Genomic DNA, 17,529 nt, shown 5'->3' on the forward strand with positions numbered 1-17,529 from the left:
ATTTGTTAAAAAAAATGTAAAAAAAATACTATTCCTACATTATTAATTATTATTTTTACACAGTCTAAATAAGAATAGTATTTATAGATATTTCTTATCTAAAAAGACATTGGATAAAAACAATAATGAAAAATAACAGCATCTACGGTCATTTACAAAAAATTATTACAGCAGCAATTTTTCTGTTTATCAGTTTAACTCAGTCGCAAAATAACGCTAGTATAAGCGGAATAATCTATCATTCCGGCATTCCCTTATCAAGAGCGTTAATAGTGCTGAAGCCTGTCGGAAAAACATCAATATCTGATCATAATGGCTTTTTTTCATTTTCAAGGTTATCAAATGGAGTTTACACGATCAGAGTTACGAATATGGGATATAAAGATTATATACAGGAGATTATTTTAAACGAACAGACCTCTAAATCTTTACAGATAGAAATGGAACCTGGTATTGATCTCAATGAAGTAAATGTAATAAGCCGCAGTGAAAAGAAAAATCCTGAAAATCTTGTCAATGCCCGATACAGTGCTATGCCGGTAATAATTATTGACAGAAAAACTATAGAGCTTATGGGAAGCCGCAGACTGGACGAAGTACTAAAGGAACAGACCGGAATTGCTGTCGTAAATAATATCAGCGGCGGAGCCAGATCAGTCGGAGTTCAGATGCAGGGTTTTGGCAGCGAATATATTATGGTTCTTATAGACGGGCAGCCTATGATAGGGAGAAATAACGGCAATTTTGATCTTTCGCGAATCAGTGTATCTAATGTTGAACGTATTGAAATTATTAAAGGAGCTTCTTCGAGCCTTTACGGAAGCGAAGCTCTTGGAGGCACGATAAATATCATTACAAGACATGGTGTTATTGACCCGCAGATGCGGGCTTCTTTAAGTTATGGTTCCCTGAATATTGTAGATGCTACGTTAGAAGGAGAAACTCCGTTTTTGGAGAATAAAGGAACTGCTAATGTCGCAGCAAACTACTACAGAACCGATGGTTACAACACTAATTCAAAATACATTAAAGGTACGACTTCTCCGCCTTATGACAATTACAGCCTGCAGGGACGTTCACGTTATAAGGTAAATCAAAATAGTTATTTAGGGTTTAGCGGCCGTTACGGACTTCGCCGCTCTTATATGCAGAAGGATTTTGGCCTTGGTCATATATCCGGGGATAATCAGGATGAGCAGGATCTTAATCTCTCTCTTTCCTTTGACCATCGTTTTAACAGCAGTCTAAGAAGTATTACCAGATACTACCTTACTCATTATACTGCTGATATGAGTGTGGCATGGCAGCAAAACAACAGCGCTGTAACTCAGGATGTTTTTAAACAAACCCTGCATCGTATTGACCAGCAGTTTTCGTTCAGCAGTAATAATTCCTGCCAGCTTGTGGGCGGTTTTGGCGGCAGTATAGAAAATATGAATGATGATGCGCTGACAGGTGTAAACTCTCTTGAAACATTTTTCTCTTATATTCAAGGGGAATGGACTCCTTTTGAAAAACTAAAAGCCGTTGGCGGATTGCGATACGATTATACCAATAATTTTGGAGGAAGGCTGAATCCAAGTTTTGGGCTGCAGTATTTTATAACGCCTAAAATAACTTTCAAAGCTGGAATTGGTACCGGTTTTAAAGCTCCTGATTTCAAAACCAATTATCTTGTATTTTACAATTCAAGCAGCAACTATCTGGTTATTGGCAATGCGGTGCTCACTCCTACCCTGCAGCAATTGCAGGACGATGGCCAGATAAGTGAAATAAGGCAGTATGTACTAAATCAGACAGCCGGAAAACTGCAGGCCGAAAAAAGTACGTCGTATAATGCCGGACTGGTTGTTGAACCTTCTAAAGCTTTTAAAATAGAGGGAAATGCTTTTTATCATAAAATAACAAATCAAATTAACAGCATACAGGTCGCTACCGGTACAAATAACCGGATTATTTATACTTATCAGAACCTTCCTGAAGCCGTAAACAAAGGATTTGAACTTGCTCTTAAACTCAGTCCATTAAAAAATATGGAAATAAGCGCAGGTTATCAGTATTTAATTGCTCAGGATCTAAGCGTAAAAGACAGCATCAGGGCAGGAAAATGGCCTTACAGCCAAAATATACATGATCCTGCAACAGGAAACTCTTACAAACCGCGTCCGTCAGACTATTGGGGAATTGAAAACCGCTCACGGCACATGGCAAACAGTTCTATTTTTTACCGCTATGATCCCTGGAAAATTAATGCAAATATCAGGGTAAATTTTAGAGGCAAATATCCTTTTGGAGACCGAAATGGAAACCAATTTATTGACAAATATGACATTTTTGTGAAGGATTACTGGCTCACTAATGCCAGTATCGAAAAGCAGCTTTTAAAAAATCATCTCAGTATCAGGTTTACGGCTGATAATATTTTTAACTACACAGATCCTCTCATGCCCGGACAGCCCGGACGTATACTTCTTGGCGGGGTAAGCTATCGTTTCTTTAAAGACTAATAAAACCTAATTAACATTAAATATTTTCCCAAATGATAACAAACAGACCTATTACAAAATGGTACATTTTACTGCTTCTGACTGCAGCGATTAATTTTATGGGATGCAGCAGCAGTGAAGAAAATACTGCTGCCACTCTGGAAGACGGCAAAAGTACTGTCGTTACTGATCTTGCCGGAGATACCGGAGCTTCTATGGGCGATGGAACAAACGGAAAAGAACAAAGAAGCTTTCATACATTTCTATTTCGTTTCAGCGACCAGAAACAGATTTGGCTGCACACCAAGGCAGATTCTTTGCAGTATATGAAAACGACTGACTGGGATATTGCTTTTACCGGACCTTACAACAGCGAGGTTTTTATAAACAATGCAAACTACCAATACAATCCGGGGTTTGGCGGACCTGCTGAAAATACAGCCGTCGTTCTGCTTAATGATTCATACAAAAATATAACCCAGGCCCCTGCCGATACTGACTTTGACAACAGCGGGATAACCAAAATTGGCTGGGCATCTTCTGAAAGCTCTGCCGGCTGGTTCTACTACAGCCTGAGCAGCCATATTATGCAGGCCATTCCTGATCGTACTTATGCTATTAGACTTCCAAATGGTAAATATGCAAAACTGCAGCTTGTAAATGCCTATAAAGGCAATCCGCCTGCAGTAACTGATCTTAACTGGCCTGCGCCTTATTTTACATTTAGATATTATGTACAGACGGATGGAAGCAAAAATTTAAACACAAAATAATATAACCCGATGAGAAAATTTAAAGCCTTAACCAAGAAAATACCACAAACACTGCTGCTGCTTTTTCTTATTACTGCATTAATGAGTGCATGCACATCTGATGACAGTAAACCCGCTGAAGAAGGAAATGAAGAAAACCCTGACACTGAAATACCCAATTCGAATTTGTATTACAAAGTAATTCATGTAAAAAACTATCAGGGAAGCACTTCAGATGAAAATCCTACGGCTCCATCTGCAACTTTATATTACAGCCTTGAAGAAAATAAAGCTGTTGACGGATCTTACAAGAAAACACGCAAATGGGATTTAGCTTTTGGAGGACTTTATGCCAGTTTTTTGTCGGGCAATAATGGAAGCAACTCACAAAATAATGGTTCTCTGGCGGGCGGCATAGGCGGTATCACTATTGCAGCTAAACATTTTAACGATGTGGTTGATATTCCGGCAGACAGTGAATTTAAAACCGGTATTGATCTGATTGGTACAGATGATGCCGGAGCTTTTGGCAATGGAACAGGCTGGTATTTGTATGATTTTGGCGGTGATGTTGTTTCTAATGGTAATGCACAAAAGGCCCATGTAGCGTATGCACTTGGCGAGCCGCTTACCATTGCTAATGGAACTGTTATTCCTGCAAGAACAATTATACTTAAAACTGCAAACGGCAGTTACGCTAAAATTAAAATGATATCAGTCTACAAAGATGTTTATAGTCCGGCAGACTGGTACAAAGATACACCGCATATGTACTACACATTCGATTATGTAATGGTACCGGCCGGAAGCACCAAATTTGAAATTAGATAACCAATCTCTCAATTAACATGAATATTATAAATGCCAAATTAAAGAAAATGCTTTTTTTTACTGCTGTAATGCTCTCTATTTTTTTGACATCATGCACCAGTGAAGAAGACAGATGGACAGATGTAAAAGAAGATCCTGTTACTGAAATCGTTACTGATCTTGATGCCCGAAGAATTATATCTTTTCAGGTAACAAATCCCGGCGAATCCCAAGCTATATACAGTGCTGTAAATAATCTGGAAAAGACAATTACAGTATATCTGCCTTCGTATTATGAATACCAGTATCTTGAAACTGCCATAACGCTGCCGGCAAATACTACTATTTCTCCTGCATCTAAAGAGCTCATTCCGGTATTTAATACAACACCTGTAACTTATACTACAAAAGCTTCCGACGGAACAACTGCGGTATATACTGTAAAAATCGTTATACAGCAGCCAAAACTTATTTTAGATGAGCTTTCGACTGCATCATCTGTTTTTACAGTTAATGCCGGAACCTCAATAACATTAAAGGGAGAAAATTTCCTTCCGTCTTATGAAATAACAAAGGTATTTGTAGTAGATGCACAGGGCAATAAAAAATGGCAGATGAAACAATATAACGAAGGACTCAACATAGCAGGTTTTTATGCTATGTATGTTTTTGGAGCAACTGCTGATTCGCCACTGACCCTGGAGCCTGATACTGATTACTGGCTTATGATGGAAAGCTATAACTTATCAGTAACGATGAAACTTCCATTCAGGATAACGAACTAAAAATCTATTAAAATAAAAAATGCCTGTCTTCACTGCCAGGGTAATGAAAAAAGCCAATTAATCTATTAAATATAAATAATTATGAAAAAAATAATTTTATCTATTGTAGCATTGGCTGCTATTTCATTTACATCTTGCAGTTCTGACGATCAAACTGCCGATTCACAAGCGCAGACACAGGAACAAGAATTATCGAATAAAACCGGAAAAGCGGCGCTTGACCTTTGTACAGTTACTGCTACATCAGTAACAGTAAACAGATGGCAGGCCCCATCTTCTGTTGATGCAAACTGGACTCCTGTAGCTGCAACAATTGGAGGTGTTAACGTACAGTGGGAAGGTATCTATGGAGCCTCAATACGTCCTGTAAACAACACAGCGAGATGGTATGTTGGTACAGTAAGTTTAAGCCAGACATGTGCTGACTGGGACGACTGGAACAGTAGTATTGCTGTTAAAAATGCATTAGCCAACCTTGGTACTGCGCCATCAGATCCGTACAATGTATTGGGTTATGACGGGACTATTTCAGGAACAAACTACGGGTTAGGATATTACTCATACAATATCACAACACATATTATGACTCCTGCAAAAGCTATCGTAATCTGGAAAACAACCTCTGGTACAAATTCGCAATCGATTACTAGTCCTGCATCAGCGACAGAAGCTTACCTGGTAAAAGTAACAAGCGTTACTCCAAGTGGTACAAGCAGTACAATAAACTATAACTGGACTCAGGTACTCTAATTAATAACGGCGTAAAAAAAACATGGGATCACGAAATGGTCAAAGATAATTGCAGTAAAAGCTGGCCGGCGATCTCTGCATAACACCCGTATCATATCATTCCCCCATGACTATCAAACGGCTTTATAAATTACCGCAGGCATTGAATGTACAGGCATTTTAAAAAATAAAAAGCAGACTTATTCAATAAGTCGCAAAATTAAGAAAATAAAATCATTTAAGAATTAAATAAAATTACAATCATGACTAAGAGAAACAATCCCGGCATCTTTTTATATAAGACCGTGATACTTTTTTTATCTGTATTCCTATTTTCATGTGAAACCGAATATAATGATAAAATAAATACCATTCCGGGCGATGTAATAAAAGTTCCGGGATATACCCAAATTGAATCATTTACTATAAAAGATACTGAAAACAACTCTATAAGCGCTGCCATTACTGATGAAAATATCATAATTACATGGAGCAGCTACATGAAACTTCCGCAGACTATAAAACCAGAAATAGTACTTGGTACAGAAGCTGTAATCAGTCCTGCATCAGGAACTGATGTTCCTTTTGCAAATGGTACTGAATTTACTGTTACTTCAAAAGCCGGAACTACAAAAAAGTATACACTGGAAATAGATTTTAGGCAAAAAGAGCCTAGAACCTGGACTACAACTGGCGGAGAAACATTGACCAAAGGTTTGCTGCAGAGTATTATTAACCGTGGCAGCGGAACTACAAATACTATAAATGATTTATGGATGAGCCTCGAAAACACAAGGGTTTATTTTGTATCTGCTGCTGACCAGACGGAGTATACTGCAGAAATAGTTTATTTAGGAAGCGGAGAGACTGTTTCTCCATTTCTTGAATATGGAATCTATTATTTTCTTCCTGAAAATATGCCTCTTGGATTGTATGACCTGCGTGTAAAAAACGGAACTTATGTACTGCAGAATGCAAGTGTTGAAAACAGATTTAAAATTGAGATCACAGAACCGGATTTCTTTACTACTGTAAGATATGGTTTTCCTGTTGAAAAACAAGCCGGAGAAACATTTGAAGTAAGAGGGGCAATGATGAATATTCTAACTTCTGTATCTATTTACAGCAGCAGTAATACCGCAGCGGTTTATCCATTAGAAATTGTAAGCCTGACCCCATACAGAGCTGTATTAAAAGTTCCTGCCGGAATTCCTGCCGGATTATATGAAAGAATGAGATTTATAAGAAACAACGGAGGTACCTCAAACTTAACTTATGCCGTGACCGTAAAATAAACTTTACTCATTAAGCGGATATTTTTTTTTAACCTTCAGCTGCAGTTTTGGCTGAAGGTTTTTTTTTAAATTCTTTCCTTTCTCTTGACATAGTAACTTAATTAAAGCCAACTTTTTTCAGGACAGGACAAAGCATAAAAAAACCTCGCCGGCCGGCGAGGTTTAGCTGTATTATTTTTTTGATTCTTCGATAGAAACTTTTCTGAACTCTTTTAAAAGTTTTTCAATTTCTAAAGTAGCTTTACGTGCTCTTGGTCCTGCAGCTTTGATACCTTTTTCAGTTAAAGATTCAGCTTCTGCTTTGAATGTTTCAATTTCGGCGTTGATTTTTACTAATAGATCTTTCATGCTTATAATTATTAAATTAAGGCGCAAAAATAGAAGTTTGATTTGTAGTTACAACATATTTGCTGTTAAAATTATCATTGTTTTTTGTACTTTAAATTAACCTAAAATTTACGAATCACATTTTGCTAAATCATCTTTTCGCAATAAACTATTAATCAGATAATTATTGTCAAAATAAAATTTCAGGACTCAAATGGGCATGTTTTAAAAAAGGTCTGCAAAAAAAATAAAACAATTTTAAAGTATAAGATTTTAGCTTAAAAAAATATTTTTCTATTGAGAATGTGTGGAAAAATTCCCCAATTGATTGTTTATTCATATACAGAACTACAAAATAAAGGTCAATTATTAAGATTTTGTTATTATTTGTTTTTAAAAGAAGATTAATATCGAACTCATTCTATATTAATCTTAATTTCTGCTGAAAGCTGTTTTTCCTAATTCGTCAAATAGTTGCTGGAACAGGCAGATTTTTAAAGTTTTTGCTGCATCTGGCACGACACAAAAATCAGCACAAAGAATACTGTTGATGTGTAAAGCTTGATTGTGCTTTTCATTCTTTTTATTTTAAACCAACCAGGCATTTAAGCTTAAATGAAATCAATTATAATTCTGCCCTAAATTTAAAGCACTAAAACATTTTTGCATCCAGCACTTCCTTGTTTTGGTTCAGTTAAGATATGAAAAGTTTTTTTGGAAATATTTAAGACTCAGATATAAAAAATAAAGCTTTTTGAAAACTGTCAAACTGAGATTGATAAACCGCCGGATTCGAAAATTTAATTTCCGGGATTTTTGAGATAAAATCTGAAGTATCTTTAAAATACGATTTTAAATCTTTTAGCAGCTCTGTTCTTGATTTTGATGCATCCAGGAGTTTTAGATTTTTAATCTCATTAAAGTAAAGTAAACTATTGTGCAGATGTTTATCAAAAAAACAAATCATTACATTGGTTCCTTTCTTCTCTAGTTTTAAAAAATCTATTAATTCAGTTTTATTATATACTACAAATATCGAACGTTCAAAATCTTTTGGTTTACTTCCGTTTTCTAACAAGAAGGAATCTTCAGAAAATTCAAACTCTTCTTTAAATTTTCTTTTAAACATTTTTAAAAAAACGCCCTGATTATCTCGGTTCCAGGAGCCCCGTTTCCTCCATTGATACCGCTTTTACCATCAATACCATCTTTACCATTAATTGGAACCCAGTTTTTTGGATCTGCAGGATCAGTACCAGGAGTAAGAATATAAACTGTACCTGTTGAATTATCAATATAAAAAGTTGAATCAGTCGGGATAGTCACACCATCTTTCCCTGGCGCTCCATTTCCTCCACTGATACCGTCTTTTCCACTTTTACCATTAATTGGTGTCCATGTTCCAGTTGATGTTTGAACATAAACAATACCCGATACAGTATCAGTATAAATATTAATATCATCACCAGGATAAGTTGAAGTACCTTTTACCCCAGGAGGTACAGTACCTTCCTTAAGTCCAACTTTTCCATCTTTACCCGTACCTGAACCTGCTTCACCAGAAACTGCTAATCTATTCCACTTGTTATTAAGCCAGAAATAGTAACCTGGTGTAACATCTCCAGCTGTTTTAGTATTGAAAACCAACAAACTTTCTGCTTTATCACCTACAATTGGTGCATAAATAAGTGTACTTGTTAAGCTAACTCGAGGTATCAATATACCTTTGGTACTTTTACCATATCTATCCGCTTCAGGAAGATCTACGGTCGTAATCTCTAACTGAGCTGATGAATTTGGCGTCTTAGTTCCAATACCAACCTGAGAACGGGCAGAAAAGGTAGCCAAAACAACAAATAAAGGGAGTAATCTATTTTTCATAACCTTTTAATTATTATGTGTTTAATTATTTTCTTAAGTCTTTAAAATTCAAACATCTAGATTTGAAGGTGCAAAGTTCTTCTGAAAATCAATTTATTTTTGCCCGTAAAAGTTTTTAAACTTATAGATTAAGGTATATATGAAAATAGAGGGTGGTTTATATAGTAAAATTCCTATATTACAAAGGACAAATACTAATGATGGCGTTAGACAAAAACTGACTAAATACTTAATAGACAACAAATTGATTTATAAAAATACAAAAAAAGAGATAAAACTTACATTTTATCTCTTGACACTATTTTACTACATAATTACGTTTAATGAGTAAGCATTTATTTAATTTAGAGTATGCTTTTTTATAAATGCTGATTGCACTATCTAATTCCTTTTTTGAGGTTTTCTAAAGATTTATCCTCTGAAATTTTAATTTGATTCACTACTATTTGGGCAATTATTTTAGCTCCTAATAAAGAAAGATGCGTATCATCTGCCTTATCTTTATCATAATAGTCATTTTCTCCTGCTTTGAAATGCAGGTGCAGTTGTTTTGATTTTTCCGGACCGTAGGATTGCTCTAATATTTCGGTATAATATTCTAAATCGATAAAAGGAACTTTATATTCCTGAGCAGTTAAACGGGTTTCTAAAGGGTAATCGCCGTGGGTAGGGACTAATACTCCTTTTTCATTAAAGCTGCGTCTGGCAATTGAAGTTAACAGAACTGGTATTGCTCCTTTTTCCCTGCTTTCTTTTACAAAACGAATTAAATTATATCTATATGCTGTATGTGGATTTGTATAACGGGTAGAATCTTCTATTTTTTCATCATTATGTCCGAACTCAATAAAGACATAATCTCCTTTTTTAAGTTTTTTATAAATCGAATCCCAGCGTTTTTCGCTGATGAAGCTTTTTGTACTTCGTCCATTTACAGCTTTATTTACCACCACTATATTATCTTTAAAAAATAGCTGTAATACCTGCGCCCATCCATGCTCCGGATTTCTTTCAGGGTCTTTTTTATTGGCCATTGTTGAGTCGCCTATAGTATATAAGGTCGTTTTTTGTGCGAAACAAACCGAGGAAATTAGTAATAAGATTAAGATGTGTTTTTTCATTTTTCTTTTATTTTTTTGATTACTATTGTCAGTCTGAGCGAAGTCAAAGACTTTTTGTGGTACGAGGGTCTTCGACTACGCTCAGACTGACAAAAATTATGTTTTTTTCGAGCAGCTTGTGTTCCTTCGACTTCGCTCAGGAGGACAAGATTGTGTATCTTTATTTTATTTCAAATTACAGTTGTCAGTCTGAGCGTAGTCGAAGACTTTTTGTGATACGAAAGTCCTTCTCCCGAAACCTCGGGATCGCTCAGTAGGACATATTTTTATGGATGTTCTTTGCGTAGACGCACTGCTGTGCGTCTCTACAGAAAACCTTTGCACCTCTGAACCTCAAAAAAACTAATGTTTCGAGACCGCTGTTGGCACTGTCGCTTTTTGTCCTATAAAAACATCTGTCATCAAGACATTTTCAGCATTTTCGTTTGAAAGGGCATTTTTTGCTTCTTTAATTTCTATATTTTTTAGTGATATATTTTTGATTTTTTTATCGGGGAAACCCTGAATTACAATTCCGGATTCTGATGCTTTATTGCAAGTAATATTTGAGAATGAAACATAAGATATATCCGATTGAAATCCTTTTCCTTCACCATGATAATTGGCCGTAATATAAATACAATCTTCAACCTGATCTAATTGAATATTTCGAACAAATATATTTTTGATAAAACCTCCTCGATCTGCATTGGTTTTTAAATAAATTCCTCTTTTTAAGTATCCAATAGTTTTGCAGTTCTCTACAAAAACATTTTGAACTCCGGCCGACATTTCGCTGCCAATAACTACGCCATGAAGCCCTTTAAACTTACAGTTTCTAATTATTATATTTTCACTCGGCGTTGCTGTATTAGCTCTTCCTTCATGATCTCTGCCTGCTTTTATGGCAATGTTATCATCGCCGTTATTAAAGGTTACATTTTCGATTAAAACATCTTTGGCATATTCAGGATCGATTCCGTCGTTATTATGATTCAATGATTTATAACTGATACCGCGAACGGTAATACTTTGCGATTTTAAAAGATGCAGACACCAAAATGGGGAATTTTCGATTCTCACATTTTCGACAAGGATATTTTTGCAATTCAAAAACTGAATCATCTGCGGACGCAGAAAATAACCTTCGCCAAACTTTCTGTCTTTTAGCGGCATATTATTATGGTTCATATCACGGCTTAAATTCTTGCCCGGGCCTTCTTTTGCTTTAAAGCTTTTCCATACTTTTCCTCCTTCTCCATCAATTGTTCCCTCGCCGGTTATGGCAATGTTTGTGCAATTATCAGCATATATAAGCGGGCTGTAATTATAAAGCATGGTTCCTTCCCAGCTTGTTAAAACCATTGGGAGATAATCCTGCGGATTGTCACTGAATTTGATCTTCGCTCCTTTTTCTATTTTCAGGTTTACATTGCTTACAAAATGAATTGGCCCGTTTATTTTATAGATGCCTTTTGGTACAATAATAGTTCCGCCATTATTCTTTTTGCATAATGCCATTGCTTTATCAAAAACAGCTTTATTGTTTGTTATAGAATCTCCTTTTGCCCCTAATTTTAAGATGTTTACCTGATAAGCGGGAAAAACAGGAAGCTGGATTCCATTGACTATTGAATCGACTTTTACTGTTGGAAAATCACCGTTTTGAGCAAATGAACCGAAGCTGATTAATAATAGGATAAGATATTTCATTTTTTTGAGGTTCTGAGGTGCTAAGGTGCTAAGGGTCTGAGTTTTTGAGTTTCTGAGATACTGAGGTTCTAAGACGCTAAGATTCTAAGCTTTGTATAATTCTTAGTATCTTAGAACCTCAGTACCTTAATAACTTTTGTACCAATCTTGTACAGTATCTTTTAGAATATTTTCTATCGAATATTGATCTGTTTCTGATTTAGTAAGCTGATGTGACCATGATACTCTTTTTGCCGGCTGAAATCCTTCTCCGCTGTTATTGTATTCAGCATAAAAAGTATTTTTCTCTGCATCTGGTTTTGACCAGTTTTCCCAGCCTTCGGGTTTTATATGTTTTCCTAATTCGCAGTTTATATAAACTGTTTTAGCATAAATACGCCACGGTCTTCCTAAATAAACGGCATTAGCAGATGGTTCTGCCGTTAGTCTACAATTCTTAAAAACAAAGCCGTATGCTGTTCCTTCGGGAGTTGAAGCGGCAGTTATATATGAACTTTTAATGCTGTGAATAATGCAGTTTTCGAACAATGCCGTTGCACCTCCAAAAATAAAATCGGTTGTTCCTTCAATATAGCAGTCTTTAAAATATTGTCTGGCATTTTTTCCTGATAAATAGAGCGTGTCCTGATTTCCTAAAATATTACAGTTTGAAATTTTAGCACGATTTCCCACAACTGATAGCGCAATTGCCTGACCATTATCACCGGAAACATTTTTAATGGTTAAATTTGATGCCGAAAAATCGTCAGCTTCAACTAAAAGAGTTGAAGTATAAAAGGTGCTGTTACGCCCTAAATTGATCTTCGAAAAATTATCATCAAAAGTAATGATCGTGTTTTCTTTACTTTCACCCAATAAAATCAAATTGGTGTTCCATTCCGGGATTCTAAGTTTTTCTTTATAAGTTCCGTTTTTTATAAAGATGGTCACTTTTTCATATGGAAAAGACGGGCTTGCATAAATAGCATCTTGTATTTTGATAAAGTCGCCGGAACCATCCTGAGCAACTGTTAAAAAGTTAGTTTTTTTTTTCTCTGATGGTATTTCTGAAACTTTTATGCCATTTTTTACTGCCCAGGAAGCGTATTTTTTCAAAACTTCTTTTGGTTCGTCTGTATACCAGGCATAACCGTTTCTGCGTTCTGCACCTATTTCATCTAGTGATTTCTTTTTTATTCCGTCTCGATCGCTAAAGAAAGGTTCGTTGTTATCGAGCTCCATAAATCTTGCCCAGATTGGTGACGCATTTTGAACCTGAATCATTTTTTTGTCTATAATTTTTCCGGCATCATTTAAAACACGTTTCTCTTCGAGGTTAGTGATTTTTGTTTTTTCAAACCATGCAGCAGCACTTTTTACAGCGGTAATTATTTCTGGTGAAGGTTTTTGAATTGACATTAAAAGTAAAACAATTTTAGCCGATTCTTTTCCGCTAAGTGAAGGAAGTTCATAAGCTCTGGCCTTTGCCGGAAGTAAGGTAACTTCGTCATGCTGCGCACACCAAGCCGTTAAAACTCCGTTTTGTTTGTATTGTGTTTTAATAATGCAGTCAATGCCTTTATCAAAAGCTGTTTTAGTTTTGACAATAATTTCTTTTGATGGTTTAATGCTGTAAAAATCAGTTTCTTCAGCAACTTCTTTCATCACATTTAAAATGCGCACCATCGAATCGTCATTATAAGTTATATGTGTGTAATATCCTTTTTTTAAGGGATAAAACTGAGGCCAGCCGCCGTTTGCATATTGCGCTTCTAATAAATAATTTAGACCTTTTAAAAAAGATTCTTTATAACGTTCGTCTTTAACCTGAGTATACATTTTAGACATGAAAAACATTTCCTGAGTGGTTGCTCCATTGTCTGTTGTGGTTTCTTTTGTGGTTTTCTTTATTTCAAGTAATTCTTTTTTCTGCGAGGGAGTCAGCTCATTCTGCATTTGAATGTTTTTTGGCCAGCCTCCAATATCCCTTTGATAAAGCAAAACATTTTCGGCAATTTTTTTTGCTTCTTCTGTACCAAACCAGGACGCATCATTTTTACGAATAATATCCGGCCAGTTTTTATTTGTATTTTGTGCCTTAACTGTAAAACTAAAACCAACAATAAAAAGCAGTACTATTTTTTTTAGCTGAATCATTTTATTTTCATTTAAGATATTCTCTGTATTTTTTTCGCTTCAACAGAAAGCTTAATTTTTGTTTCAAAAAAAATTAAATTTGATATTTTTGTAAGAAAAAACATTTAAACACTATTTTTAGCTGTTAATTTTTATTCAAATGTATTGAGATATTAATTTTTAAAAATCTTTTATTATATCTCATTTATTGAGTCCGTTTTTTTTATCAAAAAGTTATTTTTTAGAATTTGATGCTTTTTCATTTAGTAATTCTAAACCAATCAACAGCAGCATTTCCCGAATCGTTTGTTATTTTTTCGCCTAAAGCAAAAAGTCCGATTTTGGCTCCAATCCATTTTCCTTCTTTCGAAATAAAATCAGTTCCTACTGCCTGATAATTTTTATCGTCTAAGCTGTAAAAAAAACTGCATACTCCGCCTTTCTTAATTTTAACTCTTAAATAAATAATATTATTAGAAATCAAAACTGGTTTTGTTTCGGTTTCAGAAACGGTTTTATTAAATGTTCCCGTTTTTTGGCTTAAATATAATTTTCCTTCTACATTTTTAAAACATAAATAACTATAATCCAACCCCATAATGATTAGTCCGGTCGATTCTCCATTTAATCGTGTATTGAAAGTTATTTTGGCTGTCGCCGAAAATTCTTCGGCAGGAAACTTTTGAAGCAGCAAATTTGGAGCATCAAATATTTTATTGTCTTTAATTGTTGTGACGCAAAATAAATTCAGGTAACCCATACTGGCAGGAAAACCCCAATTGATCTGCGAATTTGCCTGCCACTGCCATTGCAAACCTAACTTAGGTTCATTAAATTCATCTGAAGTCGCCGGATTTTCAATTGGATATTTTTTACCTGCATTTGGTTTTTTAAATGTTGTAACTGGTTCGCCTATTCCGTTTTTATCAAAATCCTGTCCCATAACCGGCCAGTCATTTTCCCATTTCATAGGCTGTAAATGCACAATTCTTCCATAAGCACCTTTATCCTGAAAATGAATAAACCAGTCTTCGCCAGTTTGTGTCTGCACCCAGGCACCCTGATGCGGGCCATTTATTTTAGTTGATCCCTGCTCTAAAACTTTTTTCTTTTCATAAGGGCCAAAAACATTTTTAGATCTTAAAATAGTCTGCCAGCCAGTAGGAACACCGCCTGCAGGTGCAAAAATGTAATAGTAATTGTTTCGTTTGTAGAATTTTGGACCTTCAATTGTGCCTTCACTTTCATGTCCGTCAATCACCATAACTTCATCATTATTAGCGATTGTTCCTTCTGTATTCATTGTGCAGACTACTAATAAACTTTTAATCTGCGCACGGCTTCCTGCAAACGCATGTGTTAAATATACTTTTCCGTCATCATCCCAAAGCGGACTCGGATCAATCAATCCTTTTCCGGCTTTTACCAAAAGCGGCTCTGACCAAGGCCCTTCTGCTTTTTTAGCTTTTATCAAATAAATCCCGAAATCAGGATCTGGATAATAAATATAAAATTCGTTATTATGATACGTAATACTAGGCGCCCAGACTCCATTTCCGTGCTGTACTTTATCATAAGTTTCAAAAGGCGGCTGTTTTGGCAGGGCATAACTTAAAATGGTCCAGTTTACCAGATCTTTAGAATGCAGAATCGGAAGTCCCGGAATACAGTTAAAAGACGATGCTGTCATATAAAAATCGTCTCCAACCCTAACGACATCAGGATCTGAGTAATCAGCGTGAATAATAGGATTTGTGTAAGTTCCGTCTCCATTATCCGGTGTCCAGACTTGTGCCGAATTTTTCTCAAAAGAGAAAATAGAAAGGAGAGTGAAAATGATTTTTATATTTTTCATTTTTATTTTGTTTTTTTACCTCAACGTTTTGTCATTTCGAGGAACGAGAAATCACACTAGTTTATCGACAAAGATTGGCGACTATTGGAATAGAATTTCTTGTGCGATTTCTCGTTCCTCAAAATGACAAGCTATGCGTTTAAAACCTGTCGGGTTTCTATCGTAATTTGCAATTGGAGTTTCTTTGAGGAATTACTTTTCGATGCTTCTCCCGAAGCCTCGGGATCGCTCAGCAAGACAAAGCGTGCGCTCACTCATAACTGATAATTCAAAATTCATAACTCACAATTAACTTCTATCTGTTTAACTCCAAAGCAGCCAAAATAAAAGGTCCTGTCGCTTTAGGATCGTTGTCTTTTTTTCTTTCGTTTACGTAATATTCATAAGAACCATCACGATACGGAGTTCCGCCTAAACCTGCAACCTGACAGCAGTTTGTTAGTGTGATACCGCCGTCTTCGTCTACCTTTTTGATTAAGATTTTAGTCAATCCGTCAAAAGCTTTGTTGGCCAGTTTTTTATATTTTGAAGGTAAATACCCTTTGTTTGCTCCTTTTGCAAAAGCATAAGCAAACATTGCTGATCCAGAAGCTTCTAAATAATTTCCTTTTTCACCTCCTTTATCCGTAACCTGATACCACAATCCAGATTTATCCTGGTATTTAGCCAAAGCCGCAGAAACATTATTTAAATATTTAATTAACTCATTTCTTTTTGGATGATCTTTTGGCATATAATCTAAAACATCAACCAGGGCCATTACGTACCAGCCTAAAGCTCTTGACCAAAAGTTTGGCGAGTTTCCTGTTTCTTTATTTGCCCAAGGCATTGCTTTACTTTCGTCCCAGCCGTGGTATAATAATCCCGTTTTTGGATCTGTTGCGTGCAATTGAATCAACTCAAATTGTTTTGCGATATCGTCAAAACTTTTTCCGTTTTCAAACGTTGCTGTATATTGTGCATAGAATGGTTCCCCCATGTACAAACCATCTAACCACATTTGGTTTGGATAAATTTGTTTGTGCCAGAAACCACCGCTTGCTGTACGAGGCTGCTCTGCTAACTGCTTGCGAACTAACTGCATCGCTTTTAAATATTTATCTTGTTTTGATTCTGCATAAATATCAAAAAGTAAACGTCCGGGAACCACCAAATCGATATTATATTTGTCAAATTCGTAGGTTTTAATGCTTCCGTCTTCCTGTACCAATTCGTCTGCATAGGCTCTAACATAAGCTTTATATCTGGGATCAGGATTTTTCTTGTACAACTCCTCAATTGAATGTAAAACCAAAGCATGAACATAATCCCATTTTGGCTTTTTAGAATCGTCAAGCATATAACTTTCCGGATGGCGTTTCATTAACGTTAAAGCCATTTTATCTGACCATTTCATGTCTTTAGAAATAACAATTTCTTTTTTTGCAGGTTCTTGCGAAATCACTTTGCAGCTTGTTAAAGCCAGTACGCAAACTAATAAAACCGACATGAAACTTTGTGTCCTTGTATTTTTCATTTCAAAATATATTTAGATTCTTCTTTTGTTATTTTATAATTTATATGTTTAGAAACAGGTTTCTTCTTTTTTTGCCACAGATTAATGGATTATTTGGATTATTCTTGGCTTACGTTTGTTTTAAACACATAGTCCCGAAACTTCGGGATAGTTTTTGGAACTTAA

14 protein-coding genes are annotated in these 17,529 nt (G+C 35.6%); 6 read left to right on the forward strand and 8 right to left on the reverse strand.

Translation table 11 applies throughout. From position 1 onward, the window contains the following. Window positions 1–125 precede the first annotated feature (125 nt). The 6 genes from AABD74_RS18145 to AABD74_RS18170 all read left to right on the forward strand — a co-directional run bounded on the left by AABD74_RS18145 (window position 126) and on the right by AABD74_RS18170 (window position 6,857). Window positions 126–2,507 (forward strand): TonB-dependent receptor domain-containing protein, encoded by a 2,382-nt coding sequence (locus tag AABD74_RS18145; protein ID WP_406843825.1) that lies wholly within the window; start codon window positions 126–128, stop codon window positions 2,505–2,507. 32 nt (window positions 2,508–2,539) lie between these two features. Beyond that, window positions 2,540–3,259, forward strand: a complete 720-nt coding sequence (locus tag AABD74_RS18150; RefSeq protein ID WP_406843826.1) for an HmuY family protein — start codon at window positions 2,540–2,542, stop codon at window positions 3,257–3,259. A gap of 9 nt (window positions 3,260–3,268) precedes the next feature. Next, complete coding sequence (locus tag AABD74_RS18155) at window positions 3,269–4,069, forward strand: HmuY family protein (protein ID WP_232682627.1); 801 nt, start codon at window positions 3,269–3,271, stop codon at window positions 4,067–4,069. 17 nt (window positions 4,070–4,086) lie between these two features. Further along, window positions 4,087–4,833 (forward strand): hypothetical protein, encoded by a 747-nt coding sequence (locus tag AABD74_RS18160; RefSeq protein ID WP_406843827.1) that lies wholly within the window; start codon window positions 4,087–4,089, stop codon window positions 4,831–4,833. Between the two features lie 81 nt (window positions 4,834–4,914). Further along, complete coding sequence (locus AABD74_RS18165) at window positions 4,915–5,583, forward strand: hypothetical protein (RefSeq protein ID WP_232682629.1); 669 nt, start codon at window positions 4,915–4,917, stop codon at window positions 5,581–5,583. Between the two features lie 242 nt (window positions 5,584–5,825). Beyond that, window positions 5,826–6,857, forward strand: a complete 1,032-nt coding sequence (locus AABD74_RS18170; protein ID WP_406843828.1) for a hypothetical protein — start codon at window positions 5,826–5,828, stop codon at window positions 6,855–6,857. A 171-nt stretch (window positions 6,858–7,028) separates the two neighbouring features. Here AABD74_RS18170 and AABD74_RS18175 read toward each other — a convergent pair whose 3' ends face one another. From AABD74_RS18175 to AABD74_RS18210, 8 genes are all read right to left on the reverse strand, one after another. Continuing rightward, window positions 7,029–7,205: a histone H1 gene (locus tag AABD74_RS18175; RefSeq protein WP_012026201.1), complete on the reverse strand. Its 177-nt coding sequence runs from the start codon at window positions 7,203–7,205 to the stop codon at window positions 7,029–7,031. Window positions 7,206–7,908: 703 nt separating this feature from the next. Beyond that, a complete protein-coding gene (locus tag AABD74_RS18180) occupies window positions 7,909–8,313 on the reverse strand; it encodes a hypothetical protein (protein ID WP_232682631.1) in 405 nt (134 codons plus the stop codon). 2 nt (window positions 8,314–8,315) lie between these two features. Further along, entirely contained in the window at window positions 8,316–9,065 is a 750-nt protein-coding gene (locus AABD74_RS18185; protein ID WP_406843829.1) for a hypothetical protein, read from the reverse strand. Window positions 9,066–9,442: 377 nt separating this feature from the next. Continuing rightward, entirely contained in the window at window positions 9,443–10,186 is a 744-nt protein-coding gene (locus AABD74_RS18190) for a rhamnogalacturonan acetylesterase (protein ID WP_406843830.1), read from the reverse strand. Between the two features lie 342 nt (window positions 10,187–10,528). Beyond that, entirely contained in the window at window positions 10,529–11,878 is a 1,350-nt protein-coding gene (locus tag AABD74_RS18195; protein WP_406843831.1) for a glycoside hydrolase family 28 protein, read from the reverse strand. 126 nt (window positions 11,879–12,004) lie between these two features. Then, window positions 12,005–14,014, reverse strand: a complete 2,010-nt coding sequence (gene pelA / locus AABD74_RS18200) for a pectate lyase (RefSeq protein WP_406843832.1) — start codon at window positions 14,012–14,014, stop codon at window positions 12,005–12,007. Window positions 14,015–14,252: 238 nt separating this feature from the next. Continuing rightward, window positions 14,253–15,848 carry a glycoside hydrolase 43 family protein gene (locus AABD74_RS18205; RefSeq protein WP_406843833.1) on the reverse strand — a complete coding sequence of 532 codons (1,596 nt, stop codon included), beginning with the start codon at window positions 15,846–15,848 and terminating at the stop codon, window positions 14,253–14,255. 295 nt (window positions 15,849–16,143) lie between these two features. Continuing rightward, the gene (locus AABD74_RS18210; protein WP_232680517.1) at window positions 16,144–17,364 is read right to left on the reverse strand and encodes a glycoside hydrolase family 105 protein; all 1,221 of its coding nucleotides are present in this window, start codon (window positions 17,362–17,364) and stop codon (window positions 16,144–16,146) included. Between the last annotated feature and the right edge of the window lie 165 nt (window positions 17,365–17,529).

Source organism: Flavobacterium soyae (assembly GCF_045348165.1).
Taxonomy (GTDB): domain Bacteria; phylum Bacteroidota; class Bacteroidia; order Flavobacteriales; family Flavobacteriaceae; genus Flavobacterium; species Flavobacterium soyae.